Below are 18,533 nucleotides of genomic sequence, written 5' to 3'. Positions count from 1 at the left end.
TCTAAATTTGTTTGCATCATCTAGCGAACTAGAATCTGCTGTTAGAACTCAATCTGCACGAGTGCCCACACAGATGATTGCTTTATATTGTTAAAGAACGTTTCGAGTTGCTTTCGCGTCTCGAGGGCTGTGCATTCTACGCAAGCCGTTATTTTTGTCAACACTTAATTTTGAGAAAAGTTTATTTTTTCAAAACTCAGTCTTACTTGACTCAACCAACTCGTCGTTTCGCTTGTTTGTAAGCAGTCCGCCGTGTCGGTGGATGCGCATTATAGGGATGCAGCGAATTAACGCAAGCACTTTTTTGAGAAAACTTTAAAAAAACTACCTTTTGCATCCTTTTTAGTCTAAACAGTACAAAAGAGAAACTTTATTAACGCTTTAGTAACTTTTTAGCTGTATTTAAGGCTATAAAAGCACAACGCTCTAAAAACAAAAAAGCCCAGCAACATAGCTGGGCTTTTAAAAATTCGCGTTTTTAGTTGTTATGCAATGCCGTATTGATCACGGTATGCTTTTACAGCCGCTAAATGCTCATCCATTGTACCTTTCGCTTCCAGGTAACTAATTAAGTCAGCTAGTTTTACAATCGAGATAACTTTAGTGCCAAAGTCACGCTCGACTTCTTGAATAGCCGATAACTCAGCTTTGCCTTTCTCTTGGCGGTCAAGAGCAATTAAAACGCCACTTAAGTCTGCACCATTATCTGCAATGATTTCCATCGATTCACGAATCGCTGTACCCGCAGTGATCACGTCATCGACTAACATGATCTTACCTTTAAGTTCAGAACCTACTAATGTACCACCTTCACCGTGTGCTTTTTTCTCTTTACGGTTAAAACAGTAAGGCACATCTTTGTCGTGGTGATCAGCTAAAGCAACCGCAGTAGTCGTTGCAATTGGAATACCTTTATAAGCAGGGCCAAATAATACATCGTATTCAATGCCAGCATCTTCAAGTGCAGCTGCATAAAAGCGGCCTAAACGTGCAAGGTCACGACCAGTATTAAATAAACCAGCGTTAAAGAAATAAGGGCTAGTACGGCCAGACTTTAAAGTAAACTCACCAAATTTAAGCACCTGCTTTTCAAGTGCGAATTCAATAAACTCTTTTTGATAATCTTTCATAACTAATAAACCTACTTCTCTATTAAGCTAATGCTTGCTTTTGAACGTCGATAATTTCACGAATTGAGTGCTTAGCTAATGTAAGTAGCTCATCTAGTTCGTCGAATGAGAAAGGTTCGCCTTCAGCTGTACCTTGGATTTCGATGATTTTGCCCGTTTCCGTCAAAATCACGTTCATATCTGTTTCAGCTTCAGAATCTTCTAGGTACTCAAGATCTGTGATTGGTTGACCTTTATATACACCGACTGAAATTGCAGCAATCATATGCTTAAGTGGGTTTGAATTGATCATACCTTTACTACGCATGTAAGTGAGTGCATCAACTAACGCAACGCACGCACCACTAATAGATGCTGTACGTGTACCGCCATCAGCTTGAATAACATCACAATCGATAGTAATGGTGTTTTCACCTAACGCTTTTAAATCAACTGCAGCACGAAGTGCACGTGCAATTAAGCGTTGAATTTCCATTGTACGACCGCCCTGCTTACCGCGCGACGCTTCACGACCATTACGAGTATGTGTTGAACGAGGTAACATACCGTATTCAGCCGTAACCCAACCTTTACCTTGGCCTTTCATAAAGCGTGGTACACCAGCTTCAACAGTTGCTGTACACAAAACTTTAGTGTTTCCAAACTCTACTAATACTGAGCCTTCAGCATGCATAGTGTAATTACGTGTAAATGTAACCGGTCTAATTTGATTAGGTGTTCTTTCGCTTGGACGCATTAACGATCCCCTTAATTCTGAATTTGCCACATTATAAGTCGATGTGGTGGCAGATGCCATGTGATTTACATAATTAACTGTATCTGAAAAGCCGATTTCAGAAAATTTACGCTAGAGGTTAAAAGCTGATACGGTATAATCAAGCAACTTTGAATATAAATAACACTAGGAAATTATCCATGATCCACAGCATGACAGCTTATGCGCGTCGCGAAATTAAAGGCGAATGGGGCACTGGCACTTGGGAAATTCGTTCAGTTAACCAACGTTACCTTGAGACTTTTATCCGCGCACCTGAGCAATTTCGTGGCATGGAACCTGTTATTCGTGAGCGTTTACGTAAACACTTACAACGCGGTAAAGTTGAAGTTTTCTTAAAGTTTGCTGCAAATCCAGCTCATGTTGGTGAGTTAACGATTAACGAATCACTGGCTGAGCAGCTAATTAAAAGCGCACAATGGGTGCAACAACAGAGTAATGGTGACATTAATCCTGTTGATATTTTGCGTTGGCCTGGCATTATGGAAGCCGAAGAGCTCGATATGGATAGCGTTAATACAGCGCTGATTGCAGGTTTTGACAAAGTAATTGAAGACTTCAAACAAGCTCGCGGTGATGAAGGTGCAAACCTACAAGAAATGATCGCCACTCGCCTTGATGCAATATTAGAGCAAGTTGCCATTGTTGAGGGCCACTTACCAGAAATCGCTAAATGGCAACGTGAAAAGCTAAATCAAAAACTTGAAGAGCTTAAAACAGACATTGATGAATCACGTCTTGAGCAAGAACTTATTTACCTAGCGCAAAAGCAAGATGTAGCTGAAGAGCTAGATCGTTTAAAATCACATGTTAAAGAAACAAAGAAAATTATAGTCAAAGGTGGTGCATGTGGCCGACGCTTAGATTTTATGATGCAAGAGTTTAACCGAGAAGCAAACACATTAGCATCGAAGTCTATCAACAGTGACATCACCAATGCTGCGGTAGAATTAAAAGTGTTAATTGAGCAAATGCGCGAACAAATTCAAAATATCGAATAAGGTTTATTTGCTCTAGACCATAAAAAAGCCAGTGAATATTCACTGGCTTTTTTATGCATAAATTAACGACCTAACATTAAAGTTGCGTCGCATTTCTTTGACGCAGTACTTCAAATAAGCAAATACCCGTGGCAACAGATACATTTAAGCTCGATACCGTCCCTGCCATTGGAATTTTTACTAGTAAATCACAATGTTCACGGGTAAGGCGACGCATTCCGTCACCTTCAGCTCCCATTACTACAGCCATTGGCCCAGTGAGGTTTGCATCGAATAACTCAGTGTCGGTTTCACCAGCAGTACCAACGACCCAAACACCAGCGTCTTTAATTTCACGTAAAGTACGCGCTAAGTTTGTCACTTGCACAAGTGGCACTGTTTCAGCAGCACCACACGCTACTTTGCGCGCGGTACCATTTAATTTAGCTGATTTATCTTTAGGAACAATAATAGCGTGTACACCGGCAGCATCAGCGCTTCGTAGGCACGCACCTAAATTATGTGGATCCGTTATGCCGTCTAGCACCAATAAGAAAGGGGTTTCTTCGCGGGCTATAATTTCGTCAAGGTCTTTTTCACTATACATACGTGCAGCTTTAACATTAGCGATAATGCCTTGGTGTTGCTCACCGTTTGCTTTATTGTCTAGCGCTTTACGTTGCATAAACTGAACAGAAATACCGAATTTACGTGCTTGGTCAATAACCGGATTTAAACGTTTATCTTCACGCCCTTTTAAAGCATAAATTTCTAAAAAGCGCTCCGGCTCTTTTTCTAAAATTGCTTCAACTGAGTGAAAACCAAAAATTAATTCATTACTCACGTATTGTTTGCTCCTCGGCTACTTTGTTTGCGGGCATTCTTGCCCGGCCTTTTTGCCTTTTTAGTGGCTTTTTTCTTGCTCTTCTTTTTACTGGCTTTTACAGCATCAGCCTGTTTGCCGCTGGGCTTTTTTCGCCCTTTAGCATGAGAAGACTTACCACGTTTTTCATTATCTTTGTCACCTGACTTTGCTTCAAAGCGATTTGATTCACCTTTTTTACCGGGAATTTTACCAGCTTTAAGCTGCGCGCGAACGCTTGGTTTTGCAGGTTCACTGCGACCACGACGACGAGCGTAACGATCTTGTGGTGCTTCACCCGCTAATACTAAGTTTATACGGCGCTCGTCAAGACTTACAGATGACACCTGAACCGTCACTTTATCGCCTAAACGATACACTGTGTGCGTTTGCTCACCAATCAAGCAATGCTTAGCGCCATCATAATGGAAGTATTCGTTGCCTAAGTTGGTCACATGGATCATGCCATCGATTTGTAAATCGTCTAAGCGTACAAATAAACCAAAGTTAGTCACCGATGAGATCACCCCACCAAATTCGTCACCAACATGATCTTGCATAAATTCACATTTAAGCCAATCTGCCACTTCGCGAGTCGCATCATCGGCACGGCGTTCAGTGGTTGAACACTGCTCACCTAAAATATCTACTTCGTCATCAGTGTAAGCGTATTCACCCGAAGTTTGCTGGCCTTGCGCTTTAAGCACCGCTTTAATAGCACGGTGCACGACTAAATCTGGATAACGACGAATTGGCGATGTAAAGTGCGCATAAGCTGGTAAGGCTAACCCAAAATGGCCAATGTTATCAGGCTGATAAACAGCTTGCTTCATCGAGCGTAGCAGCATAGTTTGAATAAGTTCTGCTTCTGGGCGGTCGCCTAATTTAGCTAACACTTGAGTGATTTCTTTTGGTGTTGGCTCATCAGAAATCGCCGCTTCGATGCCAAGCTCTGATAAAAAGTTTCGGAAAAAACCTAACTTTTCAGCATCAGGCTCATCATGCACGCGATAAAGCGCACTTGCTTCGTGTTTTTCTAATAAGCGGGCTGCTGATACGTTCGCTAGAATCATACACTCTTCGATAAGTTTGTGTGCATCATTGCGAACCACAGGAACGATTGATTCAATCTTGCGATGCGCATTAAACACAAAGCGCGTTTCTAGGGTTTCAAACTCAATCGCACCGCGTTCTTGGCGAGCAGCTTTAAGTGCCATGTACATTTGCTGTAAGTCAGTTAAATGTGGCACCATCTTGGCGTACTCTTCACGCAGCTTTTCATCGCCTTGTAAAATCGCATTCACTTTAGTGTAGGTAAAACGAGCGTGCGAATTCATTACCGCTTCGTAAAATTTATACCCTGATAACTTGCCTGCATCAGACACTGTCATTTCTGCGACCATACATAAACGGTCAACTTCTGGGTTTAATGAACATAGGCCATTCGATAGCACTTTTGGTAGCATCGGAATAACTTGCTCAGGAAAATACACTGAGTTACCGCGCTCAATTGCCTCTTTATTCAGTGGCGTGTTCATACCAACGTAGTGCGACACATCGGCAATTGCCACCCATAAGCGCCAACCGCCAGAGGGTTTACGCTCGCAATAAACCGCATCGTCAAAGTCACGGGCATCTTCGCCATCAATAGTAACGAGTGGTAAATCACGTAAATCAACTCGACCTTGTTTAGCTTGCTCATCAACAAACTCACCTAAATGAGCAACTTGTTTTTCAACCGCTTCAGGCCATACATGAGGGATATCGTGATTGCGTAGTGCAACTTCAATTTCCATACCGGGAGCTAAATGCTCACCAAGTACTTCTGTCACTTTACCCACAGCATTCATATGTCGACTAGGGTTTTGCGTAATTTGCACCTGTACCATTTGATTATGACGTGCGCCATTTTCACTACCCGGCAGTATCATAATGTCTTGCGTAATACGCGGGTCTTCCGCTACCACAACGGCAATTCCGTGCTCAACAAAATAGCGGCCAACAATTGGCGCGCGTTCATTGGTAAGCACTTTAATGATGCGTGCTTCGCATTTGCCACTTGAACCTTTGCGGTTACCTTTAGCAAGCACAATGTCACCGTGCAACACCATATTCATTTGGTGTTTCGCGATAAACCAATCTTTACTCTCGCCTTCAACTTCTAAAAAGCCGAATCCGTCACGGTGACCTATGACTTTACCTTTTACCAAGCCTGATTCATCTATCAATGCATAGCATTTAAATTTATTGAAATACAATTGACCATCGCGCTCCATTGCACGCAAGCGACGTTTGAACGCTATTTGACGTTCAGTATCATTCACGTGTAATTCGTCACAAAGTTGTGTGAAATTAGCTGGTTTTGCGCGTGATTCTAAGTGAGCAAGTATGAACTCACGGCTAGGGACTGGGTTTTCGTACTTTTCTTGTTCTCGACTGAGATTTGGATCCTGTTTTGACATTCACTATCTTGTTAGTTGGTTATGTGGTTATTTTAACCCATATCCTAACAATGAGACAGGCAAAAGCTATTAAACTTTTAAGAAATTGATTAAACCAGTTTTCGCACTCAAATTGTTCAATAATTTAATAGCAAAATTAAGGACCTTATAACCACCCTTTTTGTCTTGCTATGCGAGCAGCATCTACTCGGTTTACCGCATTTAGTTTACTCATTGCTTCTGAAAGATAATTTCTAACCGTCCCTTCTGATAAAAACAATGTTTTTGCAATATCTTGAGTTTTTAAGCCATCACCGGCTAATTTTAATGCTTTGCGTTCTTTATTAGTCAATGGATCAGTGTCAGATAATGCAAGTAAAGCAAGTTCGGGATCAATGACTCTTCGGCCTTGATTGACTGATTTTATTGCATTAATTAAATGCTCTGATGGCGCTTCCTTTAAAATAAAGGCGCGAACATCTGCTTTCATAGCACGTTTTATGTAACCTGCCTTTGAAAATGTAGTTATTATCATGGTTTTAATATCAGAATGGCGCTTACTCAGTATTTCTACCAATTCGATGCCTGACATATTGGGCATTTCAATATCTGATAACACCATATCAATCTTATTTTGTTCAATAAATTTAAGTGCAGCTTTGCCATCCTCTGCTTGCCCAACGACATTAATAAATGGATCAAGTCCAACAAGCGCACTAATTGCTTCCCTAACCATTTGCTGATCTTCAACAATGAGTAAATTAATCATGATAAATTCGCTTGAAAATTCATAGTCAGGTTAAACCCTTTTTTATTTTCCACAATAAGCTCTCCGCCAAGTGCTTCAGTACGCTGCTTAATGCCATTAATGCCATTGCCACTTTTAAATGTGGTTACTATACCGTTATCCTTAATTGATATTAGTTCCTTACTAATATCAATTAAAACTTCATTCCCTTTACTATGCCTTAAAATATTAGTGCAAGCCTCAGTAACAATAAGCGATACGGTTTTTTGTGTTGCTGTCGATAAGTTTGTTAATTCATTGTTTACTATTACATTAAAGCCATTTTGTGTTAGCTCTTCTTGCAAAAACTCTAACTGTTTAGTGAGGTTAAACTGTTTCATATTTGTTACTGCTTTACGAATATCACTGAGTAAATCTCGGCTAATGGCCGCCACTTGCTTTATTTCACTCTGTGCTTGCTCAACGTTATCATTAACAATTAACTTTTCGGCTAGTTCTGCTTTTAGAGCAATCGACGATAGACTGTGACCAGCTAAATCATGAAGGTCTCGTGCAATGCGTTCACGTTCAGCAATCATTGCCAACTGTTCTATTTGATGTTGACTTTTTTGTTCACTTAACTGATGTATTCGTTCACGCCTCTCAGCACGTCCCATAAAATAAAGTGCAATGCTGATGATGAGTGCTGGCGCAATAAAATATGGATTATTCAAATCAAATAAATACACCGCGAGAAAAATACTTAAAGCAACAGCAACTAGCCCTAAAACGCCTTTTTTTTGTCTAAAGTTGAACCCAAAAAAATAGCAAGCAAAGCCAAATAAAGTTTGTGTTCCAAGAGTTAAATATGTACCAAAAGTTGCGATAATAACAATTATAGACACTGGAATGAGCGCATCTTCACCTTTTGCGTTAGCAGCTTTAACATAGTAAAAAATAAAAGTTATATATATCATAACTATAATAAAAATATCTAAAGCTGCGAATTGCTCAAAACTTAGAATCAACGGTAAAAAATAAAAACTTGAAAAAACAAGTGGACCCCAGACCCAGTAAGGCTTTTTTTCAATTGCTAAGCTTTGTCTAAAACTATCACTTTTCATTTATGCTCAATCCCATTTTTTGGCTTTTTTAAATCTTATCTAAACTTGGGCAGCATATGGCTGCCCACGATTAGTTACTGCTTATTGTTATTTATCAAAATTTTAGGCCATGTATAGTTTGGTGCAAGGGCAAGTGATGTTTGCCAATCTTGCACTGCTTTTTGCACATCATTTAGTGCTAAATATGTTAACCCACGCCAGACATATGCTTCCGCCTGCCCCCATTTATAACCATCATTATTATCATTTTGATAGTGAATAAGAGACGCATTCAATGAGCTTAGCGCTTGCTGTTTACTTCCACCAAACATGCTAGGTGTGTTTAAAGCAATTATACCTTTAACTAGATGAGCACGAGGATTACTTTTGTCAATTTGCACCGCATTATTTAACGCATTGTTCGATTTTATGCCGTAGTAAAAACCTGTAATAGGTTTAATCGAAATACGATAACCATACACTTGAGCAAGCAATGCGTTTGCCTCACTTTTATCTGCGCCAAGTTTATCGTCTAAAAGCACTGCTTGTGCAATATCAAGTAAGGCAAGCGCTTTTTCAGTTTCACCCATGATATTATGTGCAATAGCAAGGCGATAATTCACAAGCGCTGCATCATACCCTGCTGCATTTTTTGCTATTTCGGTAAGTTCTGACAAGTTATGCTGTTGAGATGCAAGTTCAATACTATCTATAGTACTTTGTTCAGCAAATACGTAATTTGTGTTAAATGTAATTGCCGCAGCGAATAACGAGTAAATATTTTTAGTAATTAGATTCATAGCTATACCCTTTATATTAATGAATGACAAACCGGCATGTATCGGTACAGGTATAGTGTTACTTAAAAAAGAATGAGTGTTTAACGACATTTGTAAGCAATACATCATGACAATTGTCATAAAAAAGCGATGAAACTTTTAAGAAATTGATTAATTCTGCCAAAAATGAAGCGTTGATATTCTTTGCAACAAACACTCTGTGTTAATATTTTCGGAAAATAACAACAAAATAACCCAACCGTTATGGATATTAACTTAACTCACTATCTTTCAAGCATGGCTTACAATAGCGCCTACATAGCTCTATTCATTGCAATTATAGCCCTTGCTAAGTTGTCTTATAACCTGGCAACTCCTTATAACACCACCAGTCAATTAACCGATAATGCAAATAGCGCACTGGGTCTTTCAATTGGAGGATATTTGGGAGCAATCACTATTATCTATGGTTTTGTTTTAACAGGCCCAAGTAAAGGCTTAATTACCGATTTAATAAATGTTTCGCTCTACAGTTTACTAGGAATGGTGTTGTTAACATGTTCACGTATTTTAAATGACAAATTATTACTTCGTTTATTTTGCAACCAAGAGCAGCTAATAAACCAACAAAATGAAGCGGTTGGCTTGGTTCAAGCCGCTAATTACATGGCTGCAGCCTTGATCATTGGAGGCGCTTTAACGGGAGAAGGTACTTGGTTATCAGCAATAGTGTTCTACTTGCTAGGTCAACTTATGCTAATTATTTTCGCTAAAGGCTATGATCACCTCACAGCTTTTAACTTGAATGAGCAACTAGAAAAAGGCAATAAAGCTGTTGCGCTGAGTTTTTCGGGCACCATGTTGGCATTGGCTATTATTTTATGTCATGCGCTTATTGGTGGCTTTCACTCTTGGCAGCAAAGCTTAAGTTTATTCTTTATTGACGCATTATTTGGCTTTTTAATTTTACCGGTTGTTCGTTACTTAGTTGATAAAATTATTTTCAGTAAAATTTCGATTGATCAAGCAATGCAGGATAAAAACACGGCAGTCGCTGTAATAGAAAGCAGCATTGCTATCTGTGTTGCCGTTATTATTACTATCGCTATTTAAAGTTGTAATTTTGGAATTAAACGAATGGATTAGTCTATTTGGGGAGTTTACAAAGTAAAGGATTACCGTTACAAAGAGAGTTAATAACAACAATAATAAGGTCAGTAATGCAGGCACACAAACAAAGCCTAATATACTTGCACATTGCAGTACTGCTATTTGGTGGAACGGCATTATTTGCAAAGTTAGTCAGCTTAAGTGCATTAGATATTACCGTTTACCGAACAGCGATTGCAGGCTGTGCATTAGTGATCTTACTCACAATTCAACACAAAGCCATCAAGCTCCGCTCTCGTCGTGATTACCTCATCGCCTTATTGCTTGGCGTAACGGTTGGGATTCATTGGCTCACCTACTTTGCTGGTATGCAATTGGCTGGTATCGCTGTAGGTATGATTGCCTTTTTTACCTACCCTGTTATCACAGTGTTTTTAGAACCTTTTTTTCATGGTAACAAACCACAACTGAAAGATATTTTTAGTGCTTTGGTTGTAATGGCTGGCATTTACTTGCTCATTCCTGATGCTAGTTTAGGCAATGATGTAACTATGGGCATTGTCATTGGCATTTTATCGGCGTTCTTTTTTGCTTTTAGGAATATTGTTCACAAGCGTTACTTTAGCCAATATGGCGGCCCTCAAACCATGCTTTATCAAACCTGGATTGCCAGTATCATGCTCTGTGCCTTTGTTGAAGTGACGCCATTACAAGTTGATACAATTAATTGGCTGCTATTAATTACCGTTGGGGTTATTTTTACAGCAGCGCCCCATTCATTGTTTGCGGCAAGTCTGCAAAACTTATCGGCTTCAACGGCTGGTTTAATATCTTGTTTGCAACCTTTGTATGGCACGTTTTTCGCTTTTTTAATTTTGCATGAGCAACCTTCAATTAGCACCCTATTGGGCGGTGCGTTAGTGATAAGCGCCGCTTTTTATGAAACATGGTCAGTGACTCGGAAACATAAGCAATGATAAAAGTATTCGCTCACAGAGGTGCCAGCGGTACCTACCCAGAAAATACCAAGAGCGCCATTCTCGCCGCCGTAGATTTGGCAGTAGATGGTATCGAAATTGATGTACAAAGCTGCCTTGATGACTACATGATTATTCATGACACCTGGCTTGATCGCACAACCTCAGGTCGCGGTAAAGTGAATGCTTGCTCAAAAGAGCAAATTCAACAGTACGATGCGGGTAATGGCGAAGTAGTGCCGACTTTACAGCAAGCTATTGATTGGGTCGATGATAAAACTTTGCTCAATTTAGAGCTAAAGCACACCTTTTCATTAGACAAGTTTGTTGAGCTTATAGAGTCAAATGTCAGTACCGGGAAAATTTCTAGAGATAACCTTTTAGTCTCATCATTTGATCATCACCAACTAATGTGGCTTAAACAAAAACTGCCTTGGGTAAAGATTGGTGCACTCACCGCCTCTATTCCAATTAATTACAGTGAATTTGCGCAAAAACTGCATGCTTATAGCATTCATGTAGATAAAAACTTTATAAACCATGAGTTTGTTGCGGATGCTAAGCAACGCGGTCTTCAAGTTTATGCCTATACGGTCGATAAGGTAGAAGATATAGAGCTTATGCTAGAGTATGGCGTAGATGGTATTTTCACTAATTTTCCATGTCATACACAAATGACACTACAGTCACTGTAACTCAACAAAACTAAGCTATACTGTTGAATTATGTGAAAATGAACAATACTAAAATACGCCAAAATGAATCAACACAACACCATATTGAGTAGCTATATGCGCATTTATAATTTTATCGAACAAACTTTCTTTTACACCCTAACACGTAAGATTGTCGGTAATTTAGGTTTTGTGTTTGCGTTTCAAGCGATCACGCTTATCTGGCTTTACAGCAGTCTTTCAGAACAACAAACCAGTATGGGTTTATTTTGGCTGATGACTTTTATCATTTTTGCCAGCTTTATTTTTACTGTGTTTTATATGCGCTTTTTAATTGTTCGCCCGGTGCAGGCAATGCGCGATACATTAGAAAAAATTAATCAACATGATGCCGACTTATCTGCAAAGTTACCGCACTTTACTTACGATGAATTTCGAGATTTAAGCGAACAATACAACACTTTTACTACCCATTTGAGTCAGTTGTTAGCCACTACGTATCAAAGTGCCCAAGCGAGTGCTGATAGTAGCTCAAAAATGACCCAGTCAATGCAGCAAACAGCGCAATTGAGCCACCAGCAAATTGAGTTCAGTCAAACAATTACTGACTCAAGCAATCAAATTACCTCGAGCCTTGAAAATATATCAGCAAATACTGACAGCGTGCATCATGTTAACAGTGAGCACCTGAGTTTTGTACAAAACTCAGCTCATGAACTGTCATCCCTCGTTAAAAAAGTAGCAATGATCAGCCAAATACTCGGTAACTTCTCAGCTACCGTATCAGGGTTGAAAGAGAACAGCGAAAACATTCGCGCTATTTTGAAAATGGTCGAAGAGTTTTCAGATCAAACTAATTTACTTGCTCTCAATGCGGCCATTGAAGCAGCCCGTGCTGGTGAAGCTGGCCGTGGTTTTGCCGTGGTTGCCGATGAAGTAAGAACCCTCTCAGTAAAAGTCAATGATGCAACCCGCCAAATTAGCGATTTCATCAATCAAATGAATAGTCTAGTAAGCGAAACCAATAAAGAATCTGAGCAGCTCATTAGCCACTCAAGTGAAGCCGAAACAGCAATTAGCAACACATCAACTGGGTTTAGTAACATGCTCGCTGAATTTGAGCAAAATCAACAGCAACTGCAACAAATTGTTAGTGCGGTGCGTTTATTAGAGCAAACTCAAACCCAAACTCATCAAAGTGTTGAGCAAATTGTGGCGTTAGGTGAGCAAGCTAAACAGCAAATAGATGAATCCCTGGCTGATTGTGAGCAATCTCATCTACTCAGCCAACAAACCCAAGAGCAGCTTAAACGCTTTGTATAGTCTCTTTTAGCTGCTGAATGTAGCTAATCTATGATAAAGTAGCCACTTCTTGGCTACTTTTTTATTGACCGTGACAACACCTGCTACTGATTATGAACAACTCGCACTGCAAATAAAGCAATGGGGTAAAGACCTTGGCTTTGCAGAAGTCGGGATCACTGATATTGATCTTACTAAACACGAGGCACAATTACAGCGCTGGTTAGATTTAGGCTATCACGGTGAGATGGAGTATATGGCAGCCCATGGAATGAAGCGAGCGCGCCCCGCTGAGCTAGTACCTGGCACGCAGCGAGTCATCTCAGTAAAAATGAACTACCTACCACCTGATGCAAGTTTTGCTAAAAATCTCAAACAGACCGATAAAGCCTATATTAGTCGCTATGCACTAGGTCGTGATTACCATAAGTTAATTCGCAACCGCCTAAAAAAGTTAGGCCAGCAAATTGAACAACATGTTGGCCAGTTAGGCTTTCGCCCATTTGTTGACTCTGCACCTGTACTTGAGCGACAACTGGCCGAAAAAGCAGGCCTAGGCTGGCGTGGAAAGCACAGCTTATTAATCAACAAAGAAGCGGGTTCATGGTTTTTCTTAGGTGAATTGTTTGTTGATATACCGCTACCTATTGATCAAGAAAATAGCTTTGAAGGCTGTGGTAAATGTGTAGCCTGTATGACCCTTTGCCCTACCGGTGCCATTGTTGAGCCCTATGTTGTTGATGCACGTAAATGTATCTCTTACCTTACTATTGAATTGCAAGGTGCAATCCCTGAAGAGTATCGCCCACTTTTAGGTAATCGCGTGTATGGCTGTGATGACTGCCAGTTAGTCTGCCCGTGGAATCGTTACGGACAAATAACCGATGAAGCTGACTTTCATCCCAGACAACAGCTTAAAGACCAAGATTTACTGACGCTCTTTGCATGGGATGAAGCGACGTTTTTAAAAAATACCGAAGGCAGCCCTATCCGCCGTATTGGTCACGAACGTTGGCAACGAAACCTCGCTGTAGGATTAGGTAATGCCGATTACAACGACAACATCATCCAAGCTTTGAGCGATACGCTTGTTAATGCCAGCCCTTTAGTTGCCGAGCATATCGAATGGGCGCTCGAGCAACAGCAAAACAAGCGACAAATTAAGTTACGCAAAACTGCGCGGCTAATTCGTATTGTTGAAAAAGGATTGCCGCGGGATGCCTAAATTAACGTGTTAATAGTTGCGATAAATCATTTTCGATTTCATGAAACGCTGATTTAACTCCTTTGACAGACTCTTCTCTGGCTACCGAGTTTTGAATCGTTTCATCCACCTTTTGATAAATAAATATCTCTTGGTCTTCATCTAAGCCCATAGTGGGTATTCGCTGCTCAAGATCTTCTTGTAGCTGTTTAAATACTGCCTCATTACTAATTCGGTTGTCATCTAACAGCTTGATTAAGCCAGTAAATTTTCTATGTACATTACTCACAGCTTCATTTAGTTGTTGCTGCTGTTTTAATAATTCTTTTTTAGTAATGATCGCTTTTAATTGTTGCTCTGTAACACTCACTAGAAAGCAAATATGGTCGCGAATTCGACCATGTTTATCGGGGTCTTGCTCTGGCATGTTTAAGATAAGCAGACTAATCATGTCGTAATTAACTAAAATGCGGTTCGAAAACTCATGAAGTCGCCCTTTTCTTTTTAACATGTCGAACAATTCAATGACGATCGGTGAGCACACACCCGTTACAGAAAAATGCTCAACATGCGTACCTAATCTAAATTCGACATTACTTTGTAAATCGAATGACTTTAGGCAGTTTAAAAAGGCTTTTCCTAACTCACGTTCACTCTCAATCGAACCTATATGTTCAATATAATTAACTATTTGACCCATTTCACTGCTATTAGCCATCGCATTAAACGCAGTTGATGTGGCATCTTCTACTTGCTGCTCTAGAGCCTCTTTTTCAATAAGGACTTGATTGAGGTTCAATAATTTTAATTTTAGCTCTTGATGGCTAAATGGCTTCACAATATAGTCTTCAGCACCAGCGGAATAGCCTTTCATTCGCTCTTCTACAGTGCCTCTTGCCGATACGAACATGACAATAATCTTTTCTGTACTTGGATTCTCTTTTAGTTTGCGACAAACCTCATAACCACTCATTTGAGGCATACTTACGTCAAGCAGAATGACTTGTGGAGCAAATTCTTCAACAACGTTTAAACATTCTGGACCGCTATTTACCATCTTCAGCTCAAAATCGAGATCTTCAAAAATCTCTTCAATGATTTCTAAGTTAAATGGTTCATCATCTACGGCTAAAATTCGCTTTAAGGCCATGTTATTTCTTCCGTTTTATGAATTAAGTGTTATTGGTTTAGTGTCATTCGTTAAGTGTTTTGGTAAATCTATCTGCAGGGGCAACCGAACGATAATTGTCGCACCGCCATGTTCATTATTAAGTGCCTTAATTGTGCCCTGATGCAAAGTGACAAATTCGCGACAAATAGCAAGCCCAAGCCCAGTTCCTCCGGCGCCGCTATTAGTTTTACTGCTTTGTTCAAACTTAGCGAATACCTTTTCAAGTTCTTGCTCAGGAATACCTATACCATGGTCAATAACAGCGATTTCGGCCATTTTTTCTTGTGACGACAAACTAATTTCAATCTCACTATTAGGCTCACTAAACTTCAGAGCATTACCTAATAAATTACGCATGATTTGGTTGATCTGCTCTTCATCACAATCAAGGGTAATACCTTGTTCTCCCCCCGATAAACGAATAATAATGTTTCTTTCAAGGGCGGTGCCCGAAACATCATCAATACTGGTTTTTATAATGTTACTGAGGTTGTGCTTTTGCGGATTAAAAGGAAACTTACCGACATCAAGCTTTGACAGATCGAGAAGGTTATTAAGTAAAGATAAAAGCCGCTCTCCGCTTTGCTCTATTCGTGACAAATATTTATTTAATTTATCTTTGCTTAAGTCGTCATTGGCAACTTTTTCTAAGCCAAAACGAGCAAAGCTTAAAATAGAATGCATTGGTGTTCTTAATTCGTGAGACATATTCGCTAGAAACTCAGATTTACTGAGGCTTGCAGCTTCTGCTACATTTTTTGCGTGCTCTAGTTGTGCCGTTCGCGCTTTGACTTCTTCCTCAAGCATATCTTTCGCTTCTAAAAGTAGGTCTTCTTTTTCTTTTAAGTGCGTCACATTTTTAAAGATTACCGCAAGCGCTATTTCACCATGATGGTCTATCTCATTGAACGATCCCACCAAAGGAACTGTGTTACCGTTTTCTTTAAGTAACCTTAAATCACAACTAAACTGACGATTTTTATTTAGCGTCGCTATTTTTTCTTTGATACGTAAAATAGATGTTGCATCAAAAAAATCGAATACTGAACAGTTTTCAAACTCCTTCAAAGGCTTATCGAATAGCTGTTCACATGCATCATTGGTTTCGATTATCTTGCCATGGCGATCAAATAAAATAATGGCATCGGGAGTATGTTTGAAAATAACCCGCAGTAAGCTGTCTTTTTCGATAAGAGCATCAACGGTATTTTGTAATCGCTCAACAAGCTCAGCATTGTGACGCTTTAATAACTCGGTTTGCCAAAGCTTATGCACTGACTGCAATAAGCTATTATCGTCAACAGGCTTGATCAAGACATCCTCAACCCCTTGTCGAATAGCAGCAACCATAGAAACCTGATCCGGTTTTGAGGTATACAATAAACAACGGCTATGCGGTTGTAACGCTTTAAGCTTTATGAATAACTCAAGCCCCGTGCCATCAGCAAACGTAAAATCACTGATTAATAGATCAATATCATGCTCTTTGATAAGTTCTATTGCAGAGGATGAGTTGTCAGCAGTTAACGTCTCGATATGTGCGCCTTTAAGGTTAAGCGCTATTTTTTCTAGACGCTCTGCACAGTGATCAACAAGTAGCACTTTAGGAAGTTGAAGAATATTGTCACTATCGAGCTCAAGCACCTCTTCTAGTAAAGAGCTAATTTCCTTATTGGCAAAAAAAGGATAAATAACGACTGCATTTGGCAGTAATCGATTGACCACGCTGAAGTGCTCAAGCAGGTCGCTTCGCTGTGCTTTTGGAGCAAGCAATAAAAAGCGGTCATGCGAAAACCCGCCCATTAATCTTCGAATAACTGTCGTTGGTACACCATGAGAAGCAGCCACAAGATCAAAGTCTTGTTCTACTACTGAATCATCAACCATAGAAAAGTGTAATAGCTCAACCCTGCAGCCGATCAGCTCCAGCAGCACTTTTACTCGCATCGCTAAAACACTATTGCTATCAACAATTAAGATTCTGCGCACTGTAAACCACACCCACTATAAGAATAATTACCTATATTAGCGTAGTCTAAAAACTCGAAGCATCACAAATGACTTAGCACTTTTTATCTGTTTTACCGCATGTTATGCGTCAATATGCTTACCTAAAATGGTTAAGCTATAAGGTTTTCCATCCATAATAGCCACCTCAGGCAATTCTCCCCACACCAAGTAATCAAAGCGCTTGAACAGTTTTATACTCGGCATGTTATGGCTGAAAATGAAAGCTAACAACACCTTAATTCCAAGCGTTTTTGCATGTTGCTCTGAAAATGTAAGCAATTGTTTTCCTAGCCCTTGTCCTTGTGCTCGCTGGGTAATATAAATACTGATTTCAACAGTACCATCATAAGCGGGACGGCCATAAAAAGATTTATAGCTCATCCACGCAACCACCTTTCCTGCCTGTTCACATACAAAAATAGGTCGTTTTTCTGAGTGGCTATCGAACCATACTTGCCTGTCCGCAACCGTCACCTCTTCGGTATCTGCGGTTACCATACGTCCAGGAATTGTCTCGTTGTAAATCGCGACAATATCAGTTAAATCGTTTTGAGTTGCTGTACGAATCGTCATAAATAGCTGAAATTAAATGATCACTTTTTCGCATATTAGCGTATATTCATCACAAATAACTAGCGGGAAATTAGTATGTATAAATATGCTTTGTTACTTGCAGCAGGTCTAATTACAACAAACCTTGCAGCACAAACCACAGAAGCGACGCCAACAGCAAAATCAACTAGCCAATGCGACGATTTCACCAACGTTACATTACGAAAATTGCGCTCAAAAGAATCAATTAACTTTTGTGAATTTAAAGACAAGCCGCTATTGATCGTCAATACCGCAAGTAATTGTGGTTTTACCGGTCAGTTTGAAGGCTTAGAAGCCATCCATAAGGAATACAAAGACCGCGGGTTAGTTGTATTAGGATTTCCTTCTGATGACTTCTTTCAAGAAGAAGACGATGAAAAAGACACAGCAAAAGTTTGTTTTATTAACTATGGGGTGACTTTTAATATGATGGCTACCAGTGCTGTTCGCGGTAGTGATGCAAACCCTATATTTAAACATTTAAACGAAGTAACCAGCTCACCTAACTGGAACTTTTACAAATACTTAGTGTCTGCAGACCGTAAGACAGTGCAGCGCTTCAACAGTAAAACCAAGCCAGAATCTAAAGAGTTACGTGATGCGATTGAAGCAGAACTAGCTGCAAAATAAATTTAATTTTTCGTTCAGTAAATATTGAACTAGACTAGTAATTTAATACTAAAACACATAGTAG

At 39.8% G+C, this 18,533-nt stretch carries 17 protein-coding genes; 7 read left to right on the top strand and 10 right to left on the bottom strand.

The window, feature by feature from the left end:
• Window positions 1-485: 485 nt before the first annotated feature.
• Both pyrE and rph read right to left on the bottom strand, forming a co-directional pair.
• Entirely contained in the window at window positions 486-1,130 is a 645-nt protein-coding gene (gene pyrE / locus NH454_RS17360; RefSeq protein ID WP_036973002.1) for an orotate phosphoribosyltransferase, read from the bottom strand.
• A 22-nt stretch (window positions 1,131-1,152) separates the two neighbouring features.
• Window positions 1,153-1,866 (bottom strand): ribonuclease PH, encoded by a 714-nt coding sequence (gene rph, locus NH454_RS17355; protein ID WP_063699765.1) that lies wholly within the window; start codon window positions 1,864-1,866, stop codon window positions 1,153-1,155.
• A 179-nt stretch (window positions 1,867-2,045) separates the two neighbouring features.
• On the opposite strand from rph, the gene NH454_RS17350 reads away from it, so the two are divergent.
• Window positions 2,046-2,906 carry a YicC/YloC family endoribonuclease gene (locus tag NH454_RS17350; protein ID WP_253039764.1) on the top strand — a complete coding sequence of 287 codons (861 nt, stop codon included), beginning with the start codon at window positions 2,046-2,048 and terminating at the stop codon, window positions 2,904-2,906.
• Window positions 2,907-2,982: 76 nt separating this feature from the next.
• Here the strand turns inward: NH454_RS17350 and rlmB are convergent, their stop codons facing one another.
• From rlmB to NH454_RS17325, 5 genes are all read right to left on the bottom strand, one after another.
• Window positions 2,983-3,729: a 23S rRNA (guanosine(2251)-2'-O)-methyltransferase RlmB gene (gene rlmB, locus NH454_RS17345; protein ID WP_135923516.1), complete on the bottom strand. Its 747-nt coding sequence runs from the start codon at window positions 3,727-3,729 to the stop codon at window positions 2,983-2,985.
• Window positions 3,726-6,209, bottom strand: coding sequence for a ribonuclease R (gene rnr / locus NH454_RS17340; protein ID WP_253039763.1), 2,484 nt, complete (start codon window positions 6,207-6,209; stop codon window positions 3,726-3,728). Before rnr ends, rlmB begins: the two co-directional genes overlap by 4 nt.
• Before the next feature lie 145 nt (window positions 6,210-6,354).
• On the bottom strand, window positions 6,355-6,957 hold the full coding sequence (locus NH454_RS17335) for a response regulator transcription factor (protein ID WP_054561025.1): 603 nt from the start codon (window positions 6,955-6,957) through the stop codon (window positions 6,355-6,357).
• Entirely contained in the window at window positions 6,954-8,039 is a 1,086-nt protein-coding gene (locus NH454_RS17330) for a sensor histidine kinase (RefSeq protein WP_199526627.1), read from the bottom strand. Before NH454_RS17330 ends, NH454_RS17335 begins: the two co-directional genes overlap by 4 nt.
• Before the next feature lie 74 nt (window positions 8,040-8,113).
• A complete protein-coding gene (locus NH454_RS17325) occupies window positions 8,114-8,818 on the bottom strand; it encodes a tetratricopeptide repeat protein (RefSeq protein ID WP_253039762.1) in 705 nt (234 codons plus the stop codon).
• A gap of 243 nt (window positions 8,819-9,061) precedes the next feature.
• Between NH454_RS17325 and NH454_RS17320 the strand changes: the two genes are divergently transcribed.
• The 5 genes from NH454_RS17320 (at window position 9,062) to queG (ending at window position 14,085) form a co-directional block, all read left to right on the top strand.
• Window positions 9,062-9,910 (top strand): DUF350 domain-containing protein, encoded by an 849-nt coding sequence (locus NH454_RS17320; RefSeq protein ID WP_240704495.1) that lies wholly within the window; start codon window positions 9,062-9,064, stop codon window positions 9,908-9,910.
• Between the two features lie 107 nt (window positions 9,911-10,017).
• The gene (locus tag NH454_RS17315) at window positions 10,018-10,884 is read left to right on the top strand and encodes a DMT family transporter (protein ID WP_253039761.1); all 867 of its coding nucleotides are present in this window, start codon (window positions 10,018-10,020) and stop codon (window positions 10,882-10,884) included.
• Complete coding sequence (locus NH454_RS17310) at window positions 10,881-11,579, top strand: glycerophosphodiester phosphodiesterase family protein (protein ID WP_135923513.1); 699 nt, start codon at window positions 10,881-10,883, stop codon at window positions 11,577-11,579. The genes NH454_RS17315 and NH454_RS17310 overlap by 4 nt, the downstream gene beginning before the upstream one ends.
• 96 nt (window positions 11,580-11,675) lie before the next feature.
• Complete coding sequence (locus NH454_RS17305; RefSeq protein WP_138556728.1) at window positions 11,676-12,881, top strand: methyl-accepting chemotaxis protein; 1,206 nt, start codon at window positions 11,676-11,678, stop codon at window positions 12,879-12,881.
• 70 nt (window positions 12,882-12,951) lie between these two features.
• Complete coding sequence (gene queG, locus NH454_RS17300) at window positions 12,952-14,085, top strand: tRNA epoxyqueuosine(34) reductase QueG (protein ID WP_138556776.1); 1,134 nt, start codon at window positions 12,952-12,954, stop codon at window positions 14,083-14,085.
• A gap of 1 nt (window position 14,086) precedes the next feature.
• On the opposite strand, the gene NH454_RS17295 is transcribed toward queG, so the two are convergent.
• The 3 genes from NH454_RS17295 to NH454_RS17285 all read right to left on the bottom strand — a co-directional run bounded on the left by NH454_RS17295 (window position 14,087) and on the right by NH454_RS17285 (window position 17,818).
• Window positions 14,087-15,214, bottom strand: a complete 1,128-nt coding sequence (locus NH454_RS17295; RefSeq protein ID WP_253039760.1) for a response regulator — start codon at window positions 15,212-15,214, stop codon at window positions 14,087-14,089.
• Between the two features lie 15 nt (window positions 15,215-15,229).
• Complete coding sequence (locus tag NH454_RS17290; RefSeq protein ID WP_253039765.1) at window positions 15,230-17,182, bottom strand: ATP-binding protein; 1,953 nt, start codon at window positions 17,180-17,182, stop codon at window positions 15,230-15,232.
• Between the two features lie 144 nt (window positions 17,183-17,326).
• The gene (locus tag NH454_RS17285; RefSeq protein WP_135923510.1) at window positions 17,327-17,818 is read right to left on the bottom strand and encodes a GNAT family N-acetyltransferase; all 492 of its coding nucleotides are present in this window, start codon (window positions 17,816-17,818) and stop codon (window positions 17,327-17,329) included.
• Between the two features lie 75 nt (window positions 17,819-17,893).
• On the opposite strand from NH454_RS17285, the gene NH454_RS17280 reads away from it, so the two are divergent.
• Window positions 17,894-18,469: a glutathione peroxidase gene (locus NH454_RS17280; protein ID WP_135923509.1), complete on the top strand. Its 576-nt coding sequence runs from the start codon at window positions 17,894-17,896 to the stop codon at window positions 18,467-18,469.
• Window positions 18,470-18,533: the final 64 nt, after the last annotated feature.

Source organism: Pseudoalteromonas sp. Ps84H-4, from assembly GCF_024124645.1.
In the GTDB taxonomy this organism is placed as follows: Bacteria; Pseudomonadota; Gammaproteobacteria; order Enterobacterales; family Alteromonadaceae; genus Pseudoalteromonas; species Pseudoalteromonas lipolytica_C.
This window is presented reverse-complemented; position numbering and strand designations above follow the sequence as displayed.